Genomic DNA, 20,776 nt, shown 5'->3' on the forward strand with positions numbered 1-20,776 from the left:
TAGAACTTTTTTCTACCTTGTACAAACATTTCTTACTTTTATTAAATACTATATATAGACAAATAAAAGATAGGAGATTAAAGAATGGCTGACTATTTTTATAAACATGGAAAAAAATACTATAAAAACTATTCTTATTCTCACCACAAAAAAGAGAACTGTTTCATTGAAACGCATACGATTGCCGGTTCAAATATACCTCTAGATATTGTCGTACCAGCTAACACTTCAAGAATAGTTTTCGAAGATTCTACTAATAATCACAACAAAACATTACTTCAGTTTCATGTTCCTGGCACCTCTGCACCGATTGTAATAACTATTCGTACAAGAAATGCTCGTAGACCAATTACTGCTACAATAGCTACAGGTGAAACAAGGATTTTTCAAGTAGAAAATTTTGAAAGCCTCACTGTCACAAATAATACCAATACAAGTAGCGATATTGGTATTTTTATTCAAAAAACGTTTTGCATCTGCTGCGATGACCAAAATGATTACTATGCAGAACAATCACATTCTCTTAACCAAAAGAGTAACTGTTTTATTGAGACTCATACCATAGCCGGTTCGGGAACTTCCTCAACTGGAAATGTACCTCTATATATTATCGTACCCCCTAACTCTTCAAGAGTGGTTTTTGAAGATCTTACTATTAATCACAACAAAACATTACTTCAAATATCTGTTCCTAACGATTCCGGTCCCATTGAAGTAACTATTCGAACAAGGATTTCTAACACACCAATTATCGCTACGATAGTTCCTAATGAAACAAGGATTTTTCAAGTAGAAGATTTCCAAGAACTTACCCTCACAAATAATTCCGATTCCTTTGATTTTATCGATATATTTATCAATAAAACGTTTTGTATTTGCTGCAATGATCAGAACATCCCTTGCGATGAATGTTGCAATGAATACGACAATGATTATGATTGCTAGAATAACCGAAAAAGAAATCTCTCCTTTTACATTTTCCCATTAATACAAAAGGATGCTGTTAAAACATTTAGTGAGAGACTATTCGGATAGCGATGTTTGCAAATACAAAAAATGCGGTTTCTCTTATCACGAGAAACCGCATTACATCAATATTTTTGTTAAATTTTAAACTGACTTGTATACAAATCAAAGTAGAATCCTTTCTCTTCCATAAGAGATTCGTGATTTCCTCTTTCAAAAATACTACCATCTTTAATTACAAGTATTTGATCTGCTTTTTCAATCGTTTTCAGCCGATGAGCGATTACAAAACTTGTTCGCCCTCTCATTAAATTATTTAATCCAGATTGAATTTGTAATTCTGTTCTCGTATCAATATTAGATGTTGCTTCGTCGAGAATTAATATATCTGCATCTGCTAAAATCGCTCGTGCAATCGCAAGGAGTTGTTTTTGTCCTTGACTTAAATTCGAACCTTCTGAAGCAATTTCCGTTTCATATTGATTCGGTAGATGTTTTATAAAAGAATGTGCTGATGCTGCTTTTGCTGCTGCAACTACTTCTTCATCACTTGCATCTAAACGTCCATATCGAATATTTTCCATAATCGTTCCTGCAAATAAATACGTATCCTGTAAAACAACCCCTATTTTACTCCGCAAAGAATTAATATCATAATCCTTTATATCTTTTTCATCAATGCTAATTTGCCCTTTTTGAATGTCATAAAAGCGAGTTAACAAATTAATAATTGTTGTTTTTCCTGATCCAGTTGGACCGACTAAAGCGATTGTCTCCCCAGGATTCGCCTCGAGACTCACATCTTTTAAAATCATGTTGTCCTGTGCGTATCCAAATGAAACTTTCTCAAGCCTAACATGTCCTTGTAAATTTTGTACAAGTACTGCATCTTTTTTATTTTGAATTTCTGGTACTTCATCCATAATTTCAAAGACACGTTCTCCTCCAGCAACTGCCGCTTGAATCGTATTCATTAAAGTTGCAAATTGACTAAGTGGTCTTGAAAATTGTCGAGAATAATTAATAAAAGCTGCAATGACACCTACTGTTGTCATTCCGTTTAATACCATTACCGATCCAGTTCCAATTACAAGCCCCATTCCTAAGTTATTAATAAAGTTCATACTTGGAAAAATAAATGCTGAAAACGTTTCAGCCTTCGTTGCTGAAATTCTTAGCTGTTCGTTAATTTCATTAAAGTTATGTACGGTTTCTTTTTCTTTTCCGTATAACGTAGTTACGTCTGCGCCTGTAATAGCTTCCTCAATAAATCCATTTAATTCTCCTAAATCCTTTTGACGCTTCGCAAAGTTTTTCCCACTATAAGCAACTAGTTTTTTCGTAACGAAAAACATAATAGGTACTGTAATTAAAGTTACAATCGCTAAAATCCAATCTAATGAAAACATCGCAATTGTTACACCTATAAACGTTAACGCTGATGAAATGATTTGCACAACACTTTGTGTCAAAGCTTGATTTAAGTTATCAATATCATTTGTCACACGGCTCATTAAATCACCTTGAGAACGTACATCAAAGAATCGTAGAGAAAGTGTTTGGATTTTTTCAAAAATATCTTGTCGTATTTTTTGTATAGTCTTTAATGCAACATTAATCATTACAAATGTTTGTAACCATGTTAATAATACGGTTATCCCATATATCGCAATGAGTAGCATGCACATTCTGGCTGTCCCGCTTAAATCCTTCGGTACAATGTATTCATCAATGATGACCCCCATATAATATGGTCCAAGTAAACCTAGTAATGTCGTGATAAATACAAGAATAATAACGAACATAAGAGATGCTTTTTGATACCCCATATAGTTCCATACTCGCATTATAGTTCCTTTAGTATTCTTAGTTTTTCCCGTTTTCGGATTGTTACGTCCACCTTTATTTCCAAATTGTCCTTGAAAATTACGCACGCTCTTCCCCTCCTTCTTGCTGCAGGCTACCACCTTGGGAAAGATAAATTTCCTGATACACTTCACAAGTTGCCAATAAATCCTCATGCGTACCATTTCCAACTAATTCACCGTTATTCAAAACGAGGATTTTATCAGCATCTATAATAGAAGATATTTTTGATGCAATTAAAAATGTCGTTGTGCCACTATATCTTGTCCTTAACGCTTCCTGTATTACAGCTTCTGACTTCGCATCAACTGCCGATGTAGAATCGTCTAATACAAGAATAGATGGCTTTCTCACTAGGGCTCTTGCAATAGATATACGTTGTTTTTGACCACCAGATAGATTGGTTGCACCTTGTGTTAAGTTATATTCATAAGAGTCTTCCAGCTTATTGATAAACTCAGTCGCACAAGCAGATGAAGATGCTAATTCCAATTCATCATAAGTTGCATCTTCTTTGCCATAGCGTAAATTCCCTTCTATACTGCCTGAAAAAAGAAGTGCCTTTTGTGGAACGAAGCCAATGGAAGCACGAAGTTTTTGCAAATCGTATGCTTTCACATTAACATCATCTATACATATTTCACCTTGATCAACATCGTAAAGTCGTGGCAATAGTTTCGCCAATGTAGATTTACCACTTCCGGTCGATCCAATAATCCCTATTTTTTCACCTTTACGTACAGTAAATGAAATATCTTTTAAAACATATTCATTATTTTTCGTATAACTATAGCTAACATTTTTAAACTCTACATTACCACCCACTTGTTTTGGTTCATATACGTCGCCTTCAGTTGTAATATCAACTTCAGTATGTAAGACTTGTTGTACACGATCAGCTGATGGAAAAGCACGGGCAATTTGAATAAATACCATACTAATAGACATAAGTGACATTAAAATGATATTTAAATAGTTAATAAAAGCTAAAATGGCCCCTACTTGGAGTGTACCGTTAAAAACTTTCTCGCCACCAATCCATAAAGTTGCTACAATTCCGCTATTTACAACTAGCATAATAATTGGCATCATCAATGAAATAATTTGTATTGCACGAATATTTATTTCAGTTAAACTTGTATTAACTTTCTCAAACTGTGCGATTTCATATTTTTGTCTTACATATGCTTTTATAACACGTACACCAGATAAATTTTCTTGTAGCTTTGTGTTTACTTTATCTAATGCTTCTTGTACTCGCTTAAATGAACCGCTCGATTGACCTGCAATCAATACAATTGCAACTAATAATACGGGTACCACAACAAGTAAAATTGGAAATAGGTCTCTCGCTGTTACAAAGACTATAATGATACTTCCAATAAATAATAACGGTCCACGGACAAGTACACGTAACGTCATCGTCATTGCCGATTGAATAGATGTAATATCATTTGTCACGATTGTTAATAATTTACCTGTTCCAAATGAATCACGATTTTTGCTAGAAAATGTTTCTATTTTCGCAAACACATCTTTTCGTATGTCTGTAGCGAAATTAACAGCAGCTTTTGTAGAATACATCATACAACCAAGTCCTCCAACTAAACCGATTGCTGCTGCTCCTATCATAAGAAGCCCCATTTTTATTACATAATTCAAATCCCGGTTTGCAATTCCAACATCAATAATATGTTGCATTATTGTCGGTTGAATTAAGTCCATCGCAACCTCAAGTACCATAAATAGCGGTCCAATAATAGCGAAGAACATGTATGGTTTTAAATACTGTAACAACTTGCGAAATGATTTCATACACAATCTCCTTTTTTCATGAAATTACCATCGAATAATTTATATTCCTCCTTATTTGAGCGATATAGTCTGTAATTTCTCCATTAGTCCTATTATATTAGGCAAATTAATATTTAACATTATTAAATGATAAGTTTTAAATCATTTTTAGTCAATAAAATGGAACTTTAATCTACCAGGCATTTTCACTGCCAGTTGATGTGAATACTCTTTAACTTAATAAAAACCGCATTCTCATTTAGTAAGAATGCGGTTTTCCCATCTATATTTGTTCAATTTTAAAATCGAAAACCTCGGTCTCGAATCCATTATTTTCAGAAGGACTACACGTATAAAAACCAATTTTAACAGGCTCATTACCTATGTCCTCCATCAAATGAGCGATTCTTATTTGTTCCCATCGCTGACTCGTTTTCACATATATTGTATAATCGCCAAGTTTTCGAATAATTTGAAAACTTAATTGTTGCTTAGCAAACTCATTTGGATAGTCTTGCGTTGACCAATCAGAATAGCCATTATTCGTTACGACAGCACCTAAATGTGATGGGCCCTCAGGAATATATTCTAAAGATGTTTTTAACCAACACTTCTCAGAAATCATAACAAATAAACCCGCTTGATCGTATGTCGCATTTGGATTCATGCGCAATTGAACCTCAGCCTGAAAATCTGTCATTATCTCATCATAAAATACATGGCCATTCATTACTTCAAAACCATAATGGGTTTTCAGCCAAAAATCTGTTTCTTCTTTCGAATGGACAATGAATGTATCATTGTCTTCAAGTTTGTAAAATTTAGGTGCGTTCATTACAGTAAGTTGCTCAATATGATTTGGTATATATGATGTTTTCATAATTCCTCCATAAAAAAGCATTTAAATTAATATTTAAAACTCAGTTAATACCGGGAATTTATAACCTTTAAAATCTAATTCTTTATTACTTCGAACCATTAAATACTTACTAGTCTGTAATTCTGTATATTGTACATCATCAATTCCTAATTGATCTGGGTAGAAATAAAATTCAATCTCCGTAAATTCCCCAGAGATTTCCTCACATAATTCATCTAAAATCGGAATTACCGGCGCAAATACTCCAAATAATTTTAGTTTTTGATTTTCTACTGTAAAAACAATCAGCGCATCTAATTTCTCTGAATAATAAAGGTTTTCATTCCATGTTGAATCATACATATTTAAATAAAACGAAGAGCGGTAATTTAACGTTGAAAATTTATTAGAAAGCCTTTGGCCATTTTCAATAATCTCATGTATTAATTGTCTATCCTCTTCATTATAAAAATCTAACTTTTTAAGTTGAGAATCTTTGTAACCTTTATTTTCGCATGATACTGTCATCAAATATTCTTGCACAATTTGAAAACCAAATGGTTTATATAGTTCCGGATTTTCAGTAAACAAGACCGCACACTCGCATTGCTCATCAATTTCCTCTATCATCTTACTAAACAATTGTTTCATTAATCCTCGTCTACGATAATTCGGATGTGTCATTACTGATTGAATACCCGTTGCATTTATTTTTTCACCATTAATTAAAAGCGGAAGTGAAAATGCCGCAACATTTGCAATCGCATTATCATCTTGTAAAAATGATAATGCTTTATATGTATAATCCCAATACCCTTTCTCTGAAAAATCCTGCAATGTTTGGCTCGTAATCCCAAACACTTCTTCAAATAAAGGAAATAACTGTTCTCTTCTCGGTTCTTCTAATAGAAAGTTTGCCATTTTTTTAACATTCCCCATGTTGTCCCTCCATACGTCGATTCCATTAATTTAGATATACTTATATGACCTACTCTCAAAAAATAGGCCTTTCAAATCAATATAGTATCATAAAACTTTTAAAAATGGTTTAATTTATTTTATGTTTTGATTATTAAAAAACAAGTCGAATAAACTAGTATTAAGATTTTTGAATAATATCATGTTTATTATATAGCAAATGGTGCTTCCTACTTATCTTTCCGATAATAGAAATACACCATTTTATGCAAATATAATTCACCTATTCTTTGGTTCCCTCAAGTCGCTCCTTCGTACTAATTTCTTCTCCCTTCACTCGCTTTTCAAACGTCTTTCTCCAACTAGTAGACAGTGCATTTACTTCTAAAATCCTTTTTAATCCTTCAGAGTTTTGTTTTTCTTTATGCATTATGCGATTCGCAAACAAAATTGACACACCTTTTGGATCAGGCTTCAACAATTTTAAAGTATCTACCGGTAATATCCACCCTTCTTTTAATACTCGAAAATAAAAACCTGTGTATCCTGTATCTTGAAAATATAATGGCAACTTTGGAATATTATATTTCTTCGCTAATTTAAAACAAGGTTGTCTTGGCTGCGTTACTTGTACAATCGCTTCTCCGAGTTGAAACGTGTCACCAATACAAACATCTTCTTCACGCATTCCGCTTACTGTTATATTTTCACCGAAAGCCCCATATACAAGTTCCTGATTCAACTCTTTTTCCCAGTAAGGATAGTGGTCACCAGTATAAACACAAACCGCTTTATCTACCCCTCCATGATGAACTAAATCCGCCTGTCCATCTCCATTAAACTTTAAAAATGATAAAAAAACAGGTTCCTTTACTTGCTTTTTATTTATCCCTGTTTGAATTAACTTCCCACCATACATAACCTCTTTTGGTAGTCCTATATTTAAAGATAGGATTTCATATACTTTAGTCATTCAAATTCCTCCTCTTACTTGCGGCACAACTTTTCAAAAGACTCATTTATTATTTCAAACCCTCTATCTATTTCTTCGTTTGAGATAACTAGAGGTGGTAAAAAGCGTAGTACATTATCAAATATCCCCGCTCCAATACTTATAAGCCCATTCTTCCAAAAATCTTCAATTAGCTTTACTGTTAGTTGTTTTGCAGGTTCTTTCGTTATGCGATTCGTTACAAGTTCCATTGCAACCATCGCACCGATTCCACGAACATCACCAATCACTTCGTACTTTAATTGCATTTGATGTAGATGTAACATTATTCTATTTCCAATTTGCTGAGCCCTTTCAACTAGATTTTCTTCTTCCATTATTTCAAATACAGCAAGACCAGCTGCACAAGATAACGGACTACCTGCAAAAGTTCCACCAATTTGTCCTCTCCCAGGAATGTCCATCAACTCCGCACGACCGACAATAGCACTTAATGGTAAACCGCCAGCAATTGATTTTGACAAAGTCATTATGTCAGGCTCTATATGAAAATGTTCTGTTGCAAACCATTTCCCTGTTCGGCCAAATCCAGTTTGCACTTCATCCATTATCATTAAAATACCGTATTGATTACAAATTTCTCGTAATCGTTTTACAAATGTAATAGAAGGAACAATAAACCCACCTTCTCCTTGTACTGGTTCCATTACGATTGCTGCTACTTTTTCAGGTGATACTTCTTCTAAAAACTTTTCAAACTGATAGATGACTTGAGAATCCACTTCTTCAGTAGAAACTCCTTCTTCAGCTCTGTAATAGTACGGATACGGCAATATATGCATGTCTGAAACGAACGGACCAAATCCTGCTTTATATGGAGTTTCTTTGGTCGATAGAGACATTGTCATTAATGTTCTCCCATGAAATCCTCGTTCAAACGAAATTACTTTACTCCTCCCTGTTACTTTACGTGCGATCTTTACAGCATTTTCAATCGCTTCCGCACCACTATTGGCAAACATCGTTTTTTTCTTACTTGTACCTGGCACTTTCTCATTAATTTTCTCCGCTAAAGTAATATAATTTTCATATGGAGTTACATGAAAACAAGGATGTATAAATGATTCTGCTTGTTTTTGTACCGCTCTTACAACTTTCGGATGACAATGTCCAACATTTTGCATACCAATTCCACCAGCAAAATCAATAAACTGATTTCCATCTACATCTGTTATTATCGCTCCCCTTGCTTCTTTTACATATAAAGGCGTTAAATGATATATTCCTGTCGGTACAGCCTCCTCATACCTTTTTTGAAGTACTTGTGAATAACTACCCGGTAATACACTAGATTTCAACAATTCTTCTTCACCTCATCTAATTTTTTAATCAATCCATTTCTGATAAAGTGATTATATATCCCACAAAACCATTGTTCAATTCAATTATTTATATAATAATGATAGGTATATCCTATGATTAAACTTGAGGTGATTTCAATCGAATTACGACAATTAGAATACTTTTTAGCTGTTTCGAAAGAATTACATTTCACAAAAGCAGCCGAGAAATTAAATATTTCACAACCTTCACTAAGCCAACAAATACGTGCATTAGAACATGAAGTAGGCATGCCACTTTTCGATCGAATTGGTAAAAAAATATCTTTAACTGAAGCAGGCAGAGTTTTATTATCGCACAGTAAAACAATCTTTCACGAAGTCGAACAAGCTCGTTCTGCCATTCAAGATTTAAATGGATTACATCATGGTTCCTTAACAATAGGATCTTTGTTAACCGTAGTAAATTATTTACTACCACCAGCTATATTAGATTTCAATAAGCAATATCCAAATATCGAACTCTCTGTGTTGGGGCTTCGTACAGGAGAAATTCGTGAAAAATTATTACAAAATGAATTAGATATTGGTATTACATTTCTCCCGGTGCAAGATAAAGAGATTGTTTCTATCCCACTATATAAAAGTGAACTTACATTAGTCGTGCCAACCAGCCATTCTTTAACTGAACGTAAGTATGTATCTATTGAAGAATTACAGGACTATCCTTTAATTCTTCTACCTAAAAATTTCTATTTAACAGAACTAATTACATCTCATTGCCAAAACTTTAACTTTAAACCAAAGCCAATTTTAGAAATTAGTACAATGGAATCTTTAATTCAAATGGTCGCACAAGGTATGGGGATTACCGTGTTACCAAAACCATATATAGACTTTTTGCAAAATGAGCACATACAAGCTATTAAAATTGAAAACCCCACTCCAACAATAGATATAGGACTTATTTATAGAAGAGATAAATATATGTGCGCTGCTACCCGGAAATTTATTGAGCAACTCAAAATAACAGTACATTCTTTACAAAAATAAGCATAAAAAGAGATTATCCTATGCAGCCGTTACACAACGACCTATTAGAATAATCTCTTTTTATTATGATATAAAACATTACATTTTATGGTTTCTTTTCTAATAACCTATTATTCATTATAAGTGCTAAATTATTATCGTATTATTAAGCTACACATCAGCGATATTTTATGTCTATTTCGTATAGGTGTTAGCAAGTCCGTTTGCAAACTTGTTAGCACATTTTTATAAAAATTATATAATGCTTCACAAAGTAGGAATCCGTTTCGATCAATCTTTTTTCAAAATGGATTCCTTTTTGTCTCTTATCAATATTCAAATGTTACAGTAGTACCATTAAAACCATCAAAACAATTAGAGCAATTAGAGCAATTAGAGCAATTAGAGCAACCACCACAACCAAAACAACTAAAGCAACCGAAGCAACCAAAACAACGGAATCCACCACAACGACCACCGCCACAACGACCACCGCCACAGCCGCCACAGCGACGAGCATCATCTGTAATATAGTAATATGGATATTGGTTTTGCTGGTCCCAATACACAATATTTCCAGGCTGATAATCATTAAGGCTTAACGCTTGTAGTTCTTGTTGAAAATTATTCATCTTCATGACCTCCGTTTATAAACTAAAACCCCATCGATACTTTCCTATATTTCTGTTCGTTAAATCTAAGTAGAAATAGCGCTATAAAGTGACACTTTAATCAGTGGGGAGTGTTCATCCCCCACTGATTATTAGCCCGACTCCCACCTAGCTTCTTTGCTCCAGTCGAATTTTGAGGTGGGAGTTTTACTGCCCACAAATAGCGGGTTAAACTAAGTTCAATACGTACACCTACAAAATATGACCTATCACTAGATGATGTACCTTGTTCATATGCCTATTTTTAGGTTATTTTTACTATGGGCTCATTTTTACAAATGGAAATTATAAAATATGAATTTAAACAATAACATTTAGATTTATGTTATCATTTTCTAGTTCTATAGTCGTATATTCCATAATTTTGTTTGGTCATCTTCGTATTTCCAATATGCACTCCCATCATTATTTTTCTTCGCTTCAATAACTGCTAAATCAGAGCTAATTTTATAAGTATTTATAATTAGTGCTTTCTGCTAAGAAAAGTCTATTTTTATGAATGGCAAATCAGCGATGTTTTATGTCTATTCCGCATACGTGTTAGCACTTTTTTATATGAGAAATTCCCTATGATGTGTAGTATTGATATTGAAAATAACGAGGTATTAATTAGTTCCATTTTTTTTTATAACGAAAAAGAAAATGAGTATTTTGCTATAGAAGATGTAGTGAAAAAGGTTGAGATGCCAATCTCAATTAATATTTATCTCACAATTAATGGAGAGCCTAGATTTTTAAAATTCTCTGCAAATAAAATTGATATTTATAGAAACACTATAAAAACTAACTTACATTAAATTCAAATTGAAGTTAGGAGAATACTCATTAAGTAAAAAATGGGAAACCATTATAATTAACGGTTTCCCATATATCCTCCTATTTTCAATGTTTATATAAATTTATACTAAATAATCCCCTTTTCCACCAATGTCTCTGCGATTTGAACTGAGTTCCAAGCCGCACCTTTTAATAAATTATCAGAAACAATCCAAAGATGGAATCCTTTTGGCGTATCCGGATCTTTGCGTATTCTACCTACAAATGTATCTCTTTTACCCTCTGCATATAATGGCGTTGGATAAATTTGTTCACTAGGATTATCTTGTAAAATAACACCTGGTGCATTCAGTAGTACTTCTTTAATTTCTGCAACGGTCGCTTCTTTTTCAAGTTCAATATAAACCGATTCAGAATGCCCCGATACAACTGGAACTCTGACGCAAGTAGCTGCCATTTTCAGATTTGGATCTTCTAAAATTTTCTTCGTCTCTTGAATCATCTTTACTTCTTCGAATGTGAAATCGTTGTCTGTAAATATATCCACTTGCGGCAAAACATTAAATGCAATTGGATAATGTTTTTTATCTTTTTTCGCTGGTAATATAGTACTCTTCACTTCTTCACCTGTAAGCATTGACTTAGCCTGTTCTTTTAATTCATGAATCGCATGAATTCCTGATCCTGATACGGCTTGATACGTTGAAACAATAATTCGTTCTATACCAAATGATTTCCGAATAGGTTGAAGAGCTGTTACCATCTGTAGTGCTGAGCAATTCGGAACTGCAATGATCCCTTTATGTTTCCTTAAAGTATGTGCATTTACTTCTGGAACGACGAGTGGTACATCGTGTGCCATTCGGTATTCACTTGTGTTGTCAATTACAATTGCACCACTAGAAACTGCATGATTTACATATTGTCTAGAAATTTCTCCTCCAGCACTAAAAAATGCAATGTCTACACCTTCAAAACTAGTTGATTTTGCCTCTTGTATTTTAATCTCCCTGCCTTTAAATTTTACTGCCTTGCCAGCAGATCGTTTTGACGAGAGTAATGTAATTTCTTCTATATTAAATTTCGTTTCTCTATCTAACAATGCAATAATTTTTTGCCCTACTGCACCTGTAGCCCCAACTACAGCTACATGATAGCTCTTTTCACTCATTTTTTCTCCTCCAATTTCACTTGAATAAATTTCTCCACAACTTAATTTTAAAAGAAATTTAATGATTTGAAAAATTGAAATACATGATATAATCATTCACAAATCATGATAATAAAAGAGGTATCACTTATGGAAATGAGACATGTTAAAACATTTTGTGCCATTGTTAAATATGGCAACTTTTCTAAAGCTGCTCATGCATTAGGTTATGTGCAATCTACTGTAACAGCCCATATTAAATCATTAGAGAGCGATTTAAACATTCCTCTATTCGATCGATTAGGAAAAAAAATACTTCTTACAAAAGCAGGTCATCAATTTCATCCGTACGCATTAGAATTACTTACTATTTATGATAAAGCGCAAGAAATCCCTCAAAACAGTGACCATTTAGAAGGAACATTAACTATTACATCTAATGAATCATTGGCAGTGTATCGATTACCACAATTATTACGTACTTACAAACAGGAAAATCCGAAAGTAAATATCGTACTTGAGACAAATACCAATGGGCAAGCATTGAAAAAACTACATGAAGGAGAAACCGATGTTATCTTCATAATTGGAGAAAGTATAGAGCATAATGATTTTATTACGTGTAATTTATGTAATGAAACATTTGGATGGATTTTCCCTGCTCATTTCCCTTCAAACACTGATCCACTCCTTTTATTACAAAATACTCAATTTATATTTACTGAACAAAGCTGCGGCTATAGACCGATGGTAGATCGTTTTTTACGTCAAAGCGGGAATATTCCCGCTAAAACATTCGAAACTTCCAATGTTGAAGTCATTAAACAATCTGTGATGTGTGAGTTAGGAATTTCAATTCTCCCTTACATCGTTGTACAAGAAAGTTGTCAAAAAGAGCAACTCTGTTTTCAGCCCATCGAAACTCCAGCAGTCATTCAAAGCCACGTAATCTATCATAAATCTAGATGGATATCACCAGTTTTACAATCGTTTCTTACATTATTAGAGAGAATAGAAAAGTAAGCGAGTAATAACAAAAATGAGTAACTGCTCTAAAAAGCAATTACTCATTTTTATTAAAACATTTGTGTTCATAACAATACAGGTGTTTCAAAATCAATATGTATATTATTTATTAGCTTGTACCTCACCTGCAATTAATTTACTACCTGAATATGTACCTTTTTGTATAAAAACTTGATTAATTAATTCTTTTTGCTCCTTTTCTGACATTACTCCTTTCCCTTCTCCTAAATTCCCACTTTGTAATTTCCAAATCTTGTTGTGGTCTACATCAACCTTTTCATATTTTCCTTGTTTCCATCGTTCTAAAATATCCACATATGTACTTTTTTGTGCAACATCATTACTATTTATAATTTCGAGTAAACTTTCAATACGTTCTTGTGTAATAAAAATATAGCCCCATTTTTGATCAGCTTTCGTTTTTTGATGTGCCATTTCATGTAGTGCTGTCTGTATGTTCTCATCTGTCCACTTAAAATTTTTATTAAAACCACTATTCGGTAATGAATGATTGCCATTTTCTAAAAGCTTTGCATCTTCAGCTTTTACATTACTATCAGCTAGCACTTCTACTGCCGGAGCGGCTGGTGATGCCTTTTTCGCAGCTGGTTTACTATTATTCAGATAATACAGCATACCATACGTTACACCTACCCCGATTACCGCCATACCAGCTATAATTCCTATGATTTTAAATAATGTTTTCATCTTGCTTGTTTCCTCCCAAATATCTCTGTTCTTACTACCTCATTATTTCTTATATAAAACAGTTCCTTCATTCAAAATAGTTCATCCCATCCCCTATCATATTATTTATATATATTTCCTTATATTGTATTTCTTTTTTCGTGAAATTGAAAGATTATTCTGTTAAAAAATAAAGATATTCTACAAAATTTCCCTTTATATTTATATGGAAACAAAAAAACAACGAGCGCCTTCTAAAACACTCGTTGTTTTTACCTTATGCACGATTTTCTTTTAACCACTTCGTAATAACATCTAACCTCGAAACATCAAAACGTCTTTCTTCACATACTTTTAAGCTGTTTAAACTTTTCACAATTTCTAATTCATTCGACTTTATACTTTTTGCTTCAATCAATTTACAGTACCCGTCTGTGACGGTATTGAGATTTTCATAATAACGCTGAAATGCTTTAGATATATGTAAATGTTTTTCAAAGTTTCTTCTTTTTTTCGTCCCATCAGACTCTTTCCGTTTTCTAAGCTCTTCATCACTTGTATATAAATAAAAATATTGATCTGGAAAACCAATTTCTCTATTTATCATCTTTTCTTTATAAAAGTTTTCTATTAAAGATAACGGCTGATTAAATATATCAAAATGAAAACACCAATTATAACTAAGTGGCTGATATATATCCCCATCGAGTATTACTAATTCATATTGCTGCGACTTCTGCACTGCTATATTCCAGCGCTCTACTTGTTTTTCAAAATACCATGTTCTATGTTCATTTTTTGGTCTTTCAAATAAAAAATTCACTTCAGGTATAATGAATGCTCCATAATTGTTTTCTAGTTCACGGCATGTGCTACTCTTACCAACAGCACTCGCTCCCTCAAACGCTATAATCCCCATAGTTTCTCCCACTTTCATTAACTGAAATCTCGTTGTTTCACTCTTCTCCCCCATAACTGTCTCCATAAAACAATTGAAGCGATAGAAAGCATTATTGTTGTAATGATACTACCTTCAATACCAAATGAGCCTCCATGAAGCACTTCTGACCCATTTGTTACAGGTTTAAATAGCGGCGTTGAATATATCGTCATGCCACTAACTGCAAAACCATAGACGTTATATTGCGCCCAATTCCAAATGGAATGCCACGCGCATATCCCCCAAAGACTACTGTCTTTTAAAACGTAAAATGCTGCAAATACACCAACTAATATTATATTCGATATTGAAAGAATTGTAATACCAGGATTAAGTAAATGAAGAAAGCCAAATAAAAAGGACGTCACTACAATCCCAATCCATATACGACTTCTAACAGAAATAACTGGAAACAACCAGCCTCGTACAATAATTTCTTCCGTTGCACCTTGTATTAAAAAAGCAATTAAAGATCCTACAATACCAAATATGGCGGTTGCCGTAATTTGTTGCATTTGTAGTTTTACAATCCCTGTTAATACAAGTACAATTACTGGCATTGAAATGAAGACAAATCCTATTAACGCACCTCTCAAGTAATTTCTCATCCATTGCACTTTCCAAAAACCAATGGATGAAAATGACCTTTTTTCTACAAACCTAATCCATAAAAAAATAAAAAATATAGCCCCACCAAACGTTAATATCATCTCAATATTATTATAAATTGCCTTTACAAATGATGTATCCGCTTTCGGTAAAAACAGCATAAATAACATAAAAAATTCACCTAGAGTTAAAAATACAATAGCTAGTATTACAGCTAAAATAGGATGAACTTTTCTTCTTCCTTCTTTCGCAGCTTCGATTATTTTAAATTGAGTATTTCGCAATATTCTCTCCTCCTAAACAAATAAATCACAACTGTTCTTAAATATATCTATCCTTTCCCTTATACATACTTATTAATTAAAATGTTCTCAGTTTAGCATAAATCCAAATTAGGCATAATATATAAATAAAAGAGATGTCTTTGTGCCTTTTGCTATAAAACCCCCTATTTTTTCTTGATTTTCCCAACACTTGCTATTTCCCACCATTTGTTGTAAGATAGTAATTAAGGTCAATTTAGCACTATATTTTCTTTGCATATTATCAAGTATCAATCAGGAATGTTTTGTACTCCTTATGGATTTTTGATAATATGTGAACTTTTATTTCCAATCGAATAAGGCCGATCATATTGTAATCTTTTTAAATTTTAGGAGGCATTACCATGACATTAACAGGTAAAGTAAAATGGTTTAACAGCGAAAAAGGTTTCGGTTTCATCGAAGTTGCAGACGGTAGCGACGTATTCGTTCACTTCTCAGCTATTACTGGCGACGGCTTCAAATCTCTTGACGAAGGTCAAGAAGTTAGCTTCGAAGTTGAAGACGGTAACCGTGGACCTCAAGCTAAAAACGTTGTAAAGCTATAATTCAATCAATAAAAAGGTTGTTACCAGCTCGGTTAACAACCTTTTTAATATATAACTAAAAATTTTTACATAAAAGGAGTGGTTACATGTATCGCAATCGAAAGAACGATGTAGCAGAAGTACCACCAGAACAAACCCCTGTTTGGGAATGTGAATCAGAGGATTGTTTAGGATGGATGAGAAAGAACTTTTCATTTGAAGAAGAGCCTAAATGCCCTTTATGTAAAAGTAGTATGAAAAGCGGAGAACGTTTATTACCTAAAATAGGTTGATTTTTACAAGCCCCTCTTATTTTAAATAAGAGGGGCTTTTTTATTAATAATGAATATCCTCTACATCTGTTCGTACAATAGAATACATTAATGCATCGTGTTGTTTATTTCCTTGATGAATGTATCCACGTAACAGCCCTTCTTGTTGAAAACCTAATTTAGATAACATATTACACGAAGTTATATTTTCAGGATATGTAATAGCTCCAATTCTAAATAAGCCTAAATCTCGAAATCCATAAGTAATAATTTCTCGAGCAGCTTCAGAAGCATAACCATTCCCCCAATAACGAGGATGCAAATCATATCCAATCTCTGAGCGTTTACTCCAAAGTTGTAAATTATTTAATCCAATTGTTCCTACTAAATTATTTGTGTCTTTTAATACAATCCCCCAACGCATTGCCTTTTTCTCAAAGTAATTTTTTGAAAAAGATTCAATCATACGTGAAGCTTGTCCAAACTCAGTAAAAGAATTCATACCGTAATAACACGTTACCTCATCTAATGAGAATATTTCATATATTTTTTGACAATAAGATTGTTCTATTTCAACTAAGCGCAAGCGTTCTGTTTCTAACATAGGAAATACCATAGGATCACTCCTTTCTCTCTACTCATTTATTATAGCAGAAAAAATATTTATAATTAGGAAAGTCCTTAATGTCCCACAAATCAAATATTTCTAGCGATGTTTATCCTATTAATAATATATAACTTCGTTGTATTTATTAATTCCCCTCTAAAAACCACCCCTAATTTATACCTTCTCATGTTAAAATATAGAAAAACAGTAAATATTTCTTACGGAGGTGCTTAAACTTTATGTATATTTTCATTGGCTTATCCCTCTTGCTCATTTTACTCATTTTTTTATTCGCAAAAAAATTCACACCAAACTCATTCATGATGACTAGTTTTAAAGGAAATAGCTTTAAGACATTTTCAGTTGGTATATTAATCGCTGCCACACTCTCTCTTTCATACGGAATGTATCACGCAGCAACATATCAACCTAGGTATTTAGATATTAAATTACAAAATCAAAATTTTACTGTTTTCGGTAATGTTGGTGAGTTTGGTTATTTCTCAGAAGAATTACTAAAAAAAGATGCAGAAGTTGAACTGTATTTTGTCTCTTGGGAAACAATAAAATTAAATAATCCAGAAATAATAGTAGACTACCCTTCAGGAAAACAGAAAACATGGAAGCCTAATATAACAATAATACCTACAAATAAATTACAAGAAGAACATAATATTAAAGAACTTTATCAACTCTCACCGTATTCCTTTGAAGAATCTGGAAAAATAATATTAACTATTAAAGAAAATAAAACATCTCATAAAAAGATTGCAATTAATGTAAAATAATTACAAATAAAATGTCCCTCCATTATGTTGGAGGGACATTTTATTTACATATGTATTTAATATTATTATTTTGACTGTTCATTCAATGTCGCAATTATTTCATTGGCAGTATTCTTTCCGTTTCCAATACAAGCACCAATTCCTACACCGTAATATGAAGCTCCAGCTAAGTATACATTAGGATAAAGAGCGGCCAATTTTTCTTGTAATGATTGAACAGCTTGATTATGTTCTAAATGATATTTCGGCATTAAATCTTTCCAATTTGTAACTTCAATTACTTCCGGTTCACCTTTAATTCCGAGGCTCTTTTCAATATCATATAAAGCAACTCGTACTAATTCTTCTTCACTATAACTTTTGATCGTTTCATATACTGGATTAGTGCTCTTATAAAACATTCTTACTAATAGCTTTTGTTTACCAGATGTATGTTTCCACTTCCTGCTTGTCCATGTGCAAGCATCACAATGTAAATCACTGTTTTCCGTTACGATAAAACCTGTGCCGTCAGCCGGTAGTTGTTCATCTAGTATGTCAAAACCTAAGTAAATACTTATAAGCGATGAATTTTTAAATTTATTAAAATGCTCATTTAACTCATTAGACTGTAATAACGTTTGTGCGATATCATGTGGAGCTGCTAAAACGACATAATCAGCTTGTATTGTCTCATGATTTGCAAAAGAAACCTCATACCGATCCCCTTTTTTACTTATCACTGTTGTTACAGCACCTTTATTAATGACAGTCTCCGTCAGCACTTCTTCTAAGCGATTAATAATCGTAGATAGTCCACTTTTAAATGATACAAACTTTTTATTTCCTGCTGACTGAAATTGTTTTTTATTCTCTTCAAAACCTTTAATAATACTTCCATATTTATTTTTATACTCAAGTAAATATGGTAACGTAGATGCCATTGTAAGCTCATTCAATTTACCAGAATATACACCTGACAGCACAGGTGCAATTTGTCTTTCCACTAATTCTTTCCCTAAAAAGCTTTCTAAAAATACAGCAAGTGATGTATCCTTTGTAAACTCCTTATTTTTCGTAATAAAATCTTTTAAAGCAACGATTTTCCCTTTTTTTGAGACTAGCGTACTGCTAAATAATGATTCAACACTCATAGGAATCCCAAATATAGTGTCAGCAGGAATTGGATGTAATATGTTATCAGAGTATATGTAAGAAATACCTGTTTCGTTATATACCATTTCATTTTCTAAATTTAAATCTTTTACAAGCGGCAAAACATGTTCATTACGAGCTACAATAGAATCTGCTCCAGATTCCATAATAAAATCATTTTCTTCCACACTGTGGATTTTACCACCTAAATACTCTTCTTTCTCAATAAGGATTAAATTTAAATCTATATTATAATCCTTCTTTAATTTTTCTAAATAAAACATAGTAGAAAGTCCAGTAATACCTCCACCGATGACAACGACTGTTTTCATATTTGCTGCGCCCCTAACCGATACAATTAATAATTCCTTTATTATTATAACCAAAAATTATCATAGTCGACTAGCAGCTTGCGCATTCTGTAAGAAATTAGACAATATATATGAATATATTTTAGGCTGATCATTATGCACTAAATGACCTGCAAACGGAATAACAGCAATATGTATATTGTTGTTTAATTGTTTAAACGTTGTAGCGGCTGTAACTTCATCTGCTGAATCTCCCCCAACAATACACAGTGTAGGTACTTGAAGATTAGCTACATCACCTGTTTCATGAAATGGGTACCACTCCTTAACTTGCCACGATTTCAGCAACCCTTTCCAATCACTTTTTACATGAATTTGATTCATATAAGTTACAACTTCTTCATTTTCCATCAACTGTTGATGACACTTTACTTCATACTCCTGAGACTCTTCCCAATTATCTCGCTCAATAGGAAAGATACCTGAAAAAGTTAATGTCCTCACTTTATCTGGATATTTTTTTGCAAATAATAAAGCGGCTATCCCCCCTAGTGAAACACCCGCTATATGACAACTATTAATTTGCAAATGTTCTAGTGTATCATTCAAATCATCAGCAGAGCAAAGAAAATAATTATCTAATGTACCTCCTGATTCTCCATGTCCCCTCAAATCAGGACGAATTACTTTATATTGTTTTTCTGTAAAAAATTCTACCTGTTCTTCAAACTCTACTAAACCTGTCATACCACCAGAATGTAAAAGCACAATTGGTTCCCCTTCACCTGAAATATGCGTATGTAGTATCATTTATCCCCCTCCTTTAAAACTGAATATTCTATTTATTGATAGTATATCGAATATATTTCTAAATTACCAATTAAAAAAGAACTATAACATATTCAACTCACGTCATAGTTCTTTCTATTTTAAAAACATAAACCAGTTTATTAATTTGTCAATTTCTTGGCTGAGTGCTATTACTTTTTCATGTTGAAGTCCATAATTTGAGACTAGATTCAATAATTCTTCTTTTTTCAATTCAATTATTTTTTCTAACTTCACTAATTCCATGTCGTCTTTATTCGCTCCAATTTCAAAATATATGTATTTTAGTATAGCCTACTTACATAATAAGTAAAAGTCTCATGCTAATGTAAAATCTTACATATTTGAAAAAACAACATACTACTAACAAAAAAAGAGACTTAAACTAAGCCTATTATT

The 20,776-nt window shown here is 32.8% G+C and carries 21 protein-coding genes and 1 pseudogene; 7 read left to right on the forward strand and 15 right to left on the reverse strand.

Annotated features, from left to right (window positions below):
• Positions 1 to 84: 84 nt before the first annotated feature.
• Positions 85 to 945 carry an exosporium protein D gene (locus NSS74_RS11855; RefSeq protein WP_340813639.1) on the forward strand — a complete coding sequence of 287 codons (861 nt, stop codon included), beginning with the start codon at positions 85 to 87 and terminating at the stop codon, positions 943 to 945.
• A 158-nt stretch (positions 946 to 1,103) separates the two neighbouring features.
• Here NSS74_RS11855 and NSS74_RS11860 read toward each other — a convergent pair whose 3' ends face one another.
• The 6 genes from NSS74_RS11860 to gabT all read right to left on the reverse strand — a co-directional run bounded on the left by NSS74_RS11860 (position 1,104) and on the right by gabT (position 8,716).
• Entirely contained in the window at positions 1,104 to 2,900 is a 1,797-nt protein-coding gene (locus tag NSS74_RS11860) for an ABC transporter ATP-binding protein (RefSeq protein WP_002085618.1), read from the reverse strand.
• Positions 2,893 to 4,647, reverse strand: coding sequence for an ABC transporter ATP-binding protein (locus tag NSS74_RS11865; protein ID WP_002141748.1), 1,755 nt, complete (start codon positions 4,645 to 4,647; stop codon positions 2,893 to 2,895). The genes NSS74_RS11860 and NSS74_RS11865 overlap by 8 nt, the downstream gene beginning before the upstream one ends.
• Before the next feature lie 262 nt (positions 4,648 to 4,909).
• Positions 4,910 to 5,506 (reverse strand): DUF1349 domain-containing protein, encoded by a 597-nt coding sequence (locus tag NSS74_RS11870; RefSeq protein WP_002141747.1) that lies wholly within the window; start codon positions 5,504 to 5,506, stop codon positions 4,910 to 4,912.
• Between the two features lie 33 nt (positions 5,507 to 5,539).
• On the reverse strand, positions 5,540 to 6,424 hold the full coding sequence (locus NSS74_RS11875) for a GNAT family N-acetyltransferase (protein WP_002085624.1): 885 nt from the start codon (positions 6,422 to 6,424) through the stop codon (positions 5,540 to 5,542).
• A gap of 262 nt (positions 6,425 to 6,686) precedes the next feature.
• A complete protein-coding gene (locus NSS74_RS11880) occupies positions 6,687 to 7,376 on the reverse strand; it encodes an MOSC domain-containing protein (protein ID WP_002136285.1) in 690 nt (229 codons plus the stop codon).
• 14 nt (positions 7,377 to 7,390) lie between these two features.
• Entirely contained in the window at positions 7,391 to 8,716 is a 1,326-nt protein-coding gene (gabT, locus tag NSS74_RS11885) for a 4-aminobutyrate--2-oxoglutarate transaminase (protein ID WP_002136283.1), read from the reverse strand.
• Between the two features lie 129 nt (positions 8,717 to 8,845).
• Here gabT and NSS74_RS11890 point away from each other — a divergent pair, with 129 nt between their 5' ends.
• Positions 8,846 to 9,748 (forward strand): LysR family transcriptional regulator, encoded by a 903-nt coding sequence (locus tag NSS74_RS11890; RefSeq protein ID WP_085963395.1) that lies wholly within the window; start codon positions 8,846 to 8,848, stop codon positions 9,746 to 9,748.
• A gap of 308 nt (positions 9,749 to 10,056) precedes the next feature.
• On the opposite strand, the gene NSS74_RS11895 is transcribed toward NSS74_RS11890, so the two are convergent.
• Positions 10,057 to 10,359 (reverse strand): heterocycloanthracin/sonorensin family bacteriocin, encoded by a 303-nt coding sequence (locus NSS74_RS11895; RefSeq protein WP_215601078.1) that lies wholly within the window; start codon positions 10,357 to 10,359, stop codon positions 10,057 to 10,059.
• 596 nt (positions 10,360 to 10,955) lie between these two features.
• On the opposite strand from NSS74_RS11895, the pseudogene NSS74_RS11900 reads away from it, so the two are divergent.
• Positions 10,956 to 11,195 (forward strand): annotated as a pseudogene (locus NSS74_RS11900) (hypothetical protein); the annotation flags it as partial.
• 107 nt (positions 11,196 to 11,302) lie between these two features.
• Here NSS74_RS11900 and NSS74_RS11905 read toward each other — a convergent pair.
• Positions 11,303 to 12,346, reverse strand: a complete 1,044-nt coding sequence (locus NSS74_RS11905; RefSeq protein ID WP_002085641.1) for an aspartate-semialdehyde dehydrogenase — start codon at positions 12,344 to 12,346, stop codon at positions 11,303 to 11,305.
• Positions 12,347 to 12,475: 129 nt separating this feature from the next.
• Here NSS74_RS11905 and NSS74_RS11910 point away from each other — a divergent pair, with 129 nt between their 5' ends.
• Positions 12,476 to 13,348 (forward strand): LysR family transcriptional regulator, encoded by an 873-nt coding sequence (locus tag NSS74_RS11910; protein WP_113734464.1) that lies wholly within the window; start codon positions 12,476 to 12,478, stop codon positions 13,346 to 13,348.
• Positions 13,349 to 13,453: 105 nt separating this feature from the next.
• Here NSS74_RS11910 and NSS74_RS11915 read toward each other — a convergent pair whose 3' ends face one another.
• From NSS74_RS11915 to NSS74_RS11925, 3 genes are all read right to left on the reverse strand, one after another.
• Positions 13,454 to 14,059, reverse strand: a complete 606-nt coding sequence (locus NSS74_RS11915; RefSeq protein WP_002085644.1) for a PRK06770 family protein — start codon at positions 14,057 to 14,059, stop codon at positions 13,454 to 13,456.
• A gap of 256 nt (positions 14,060 to 14,315) precedes the next feature.
• On the reverse strand, positions 14,316 to 14,957 hold the full coding sequence (locus NSS74_RS11920) for an AAA family ATPase (RefSeq protein WP_061688797.1): 642 nt from the start codon (positions 14,955 to 14,957) through the stop codon (positions 14,316 to 14,318).
• A gap of 17 nt (positions 14,958 to 14,974) precedes the next feature.
• Positions 14,975 to 15,871 (reverse strand): CPBP family intramembrane glutamic endopeptidase, encoded by an 897-nt coding sequence (locus tag NSS74_RS11925; RefSeq protein ID WP_215589018.1) that lies wholly within the window; start codon positions 15,869 to 15,871, stop codon positions 14,975 to 14,977.
• Between the two features lie 383 nt (positions 15,872 to 16,254).
• On the opposite strand from NSS74_RS11925, the gene cspD reads away from it, so the two are divergent.
• Positions 16,255 to 16,458 carry a cold-shock protein CspD gene (gene cspD, locus NSS74_RS11930; RefSeq protein ID WP_002012849.1) on the forward strand — a complete coding sequence of 68 codons (204 nt, stop codon included), beginning with the start codon at positions 16,255 to 16,257 and terminating at the stop codon, positions 16,456 to 16,458.
• A gap of 86 nt (positions 16,459 to 16,544) precedes the next feature.
• Complete coding sequence (locus tag NSS74_RS11935) at positions 16,545 to 16,730, forward strand: cold-shock protein (RefSeq protein ID WP_000286202.1); 186 nt, start codon at positions 16,545 to 16,547, stop codon at positions 16,728 to 16,730.
• Positions 16,731 to 16,773: 43 nt separating this feature from the next.
• Here NSS74_RS11935 and NSS74_RS11940 read toward each other — a convergent pair whose 3' ends face one another.
• A complete protein-coding gene (locus NSS74_RS11940; protein ID WP_002031946.1) occupies positions 16,774 to 17,325 on the reverse strand; it encodes a GNAT family N-acetyltransferase in 552 nt (183 codons plus the stop codon).
• A gap of 230 nt (positions 17,326 to 17,555) precedes the next feature.
• Here NSS74_RS11940 and NSS74_RS11945 point away from each other — a divergent pair, with 230 nt between their 5' ends.
• A complete protein-coding gene (locus tag NSS74_RS11945; protein WP_340813645.1) occupies positions 17,556 to 18,104 on the forward strand; it encodes a hypothetical protein in 549 nt (182 codons plus the stop codon).
• A 65-nt stretch (positions 18,105 to 18,169) separates the two neighbouring features.
• Here NSS74_RS11945 and NSS74_RS11950 read toward each other — a convergent pair whose 3' ends face one another.
• The 3 genes from NSS74_RS11950 to NSS74_RS11960 all read right to left on the reverse strand — a co-directional run bounded on the left by NSS74_RS11950 (position 18,170) and on the right by NSS74_RS11960 (position 20,623).
• Positions 18,170 to 19,570 carry a protoporphyrinogen oxidase gene (locus NSS74_RS11950; protein ID WP_340813646.1) on the reverse strand — a complete coding sequence of 467 codons (1,401 nt, stop codon included), beginning with the start codon at positions 19,568 to 19,570 and terminating at the stop codon, positions 18,170 to 18,172.
• 60 nt (positions 19,571 to 19,630) lie between these two features.
• Positions 19,631 to 20,359: an alpha/beta fold hydrolase gene (locus tag NSS74_RS11955; protein WP_002141734.1), complete on the reverse strand. Its 729-nt coding sequence runs from the start codon at positions 20,357 to 20,359 to the stop codon at positions 19,631 to 19,633.
• 114 nt (positions 20,360 to 20,473) lie between these two features.
• Positions 20,474 to 20,623, reverse strand: coding sequence for an aspartyl-phosphate phosphatase Spo0E family protein (locus NSS74_RS11960; protein ID WP_002012842.1), 150 nt, complete (start codon positions 20,621 to 20,623; stop codon positions 20,474 to 20,476).
• Positions 20,624 to 20,776 lie beyond the last annotated feature (153 nt).

This window comes from Bacillus sp. FSL E2-8868 (genome assembly GCF_038005505.1).
In the GTDB taxonomy this organism is placed as follows: Bacteria; Bacillota; Bacilli; order Bacillales; family Bacillaceae_G; genus Bacillus_A; species Bacillus_A mycoides.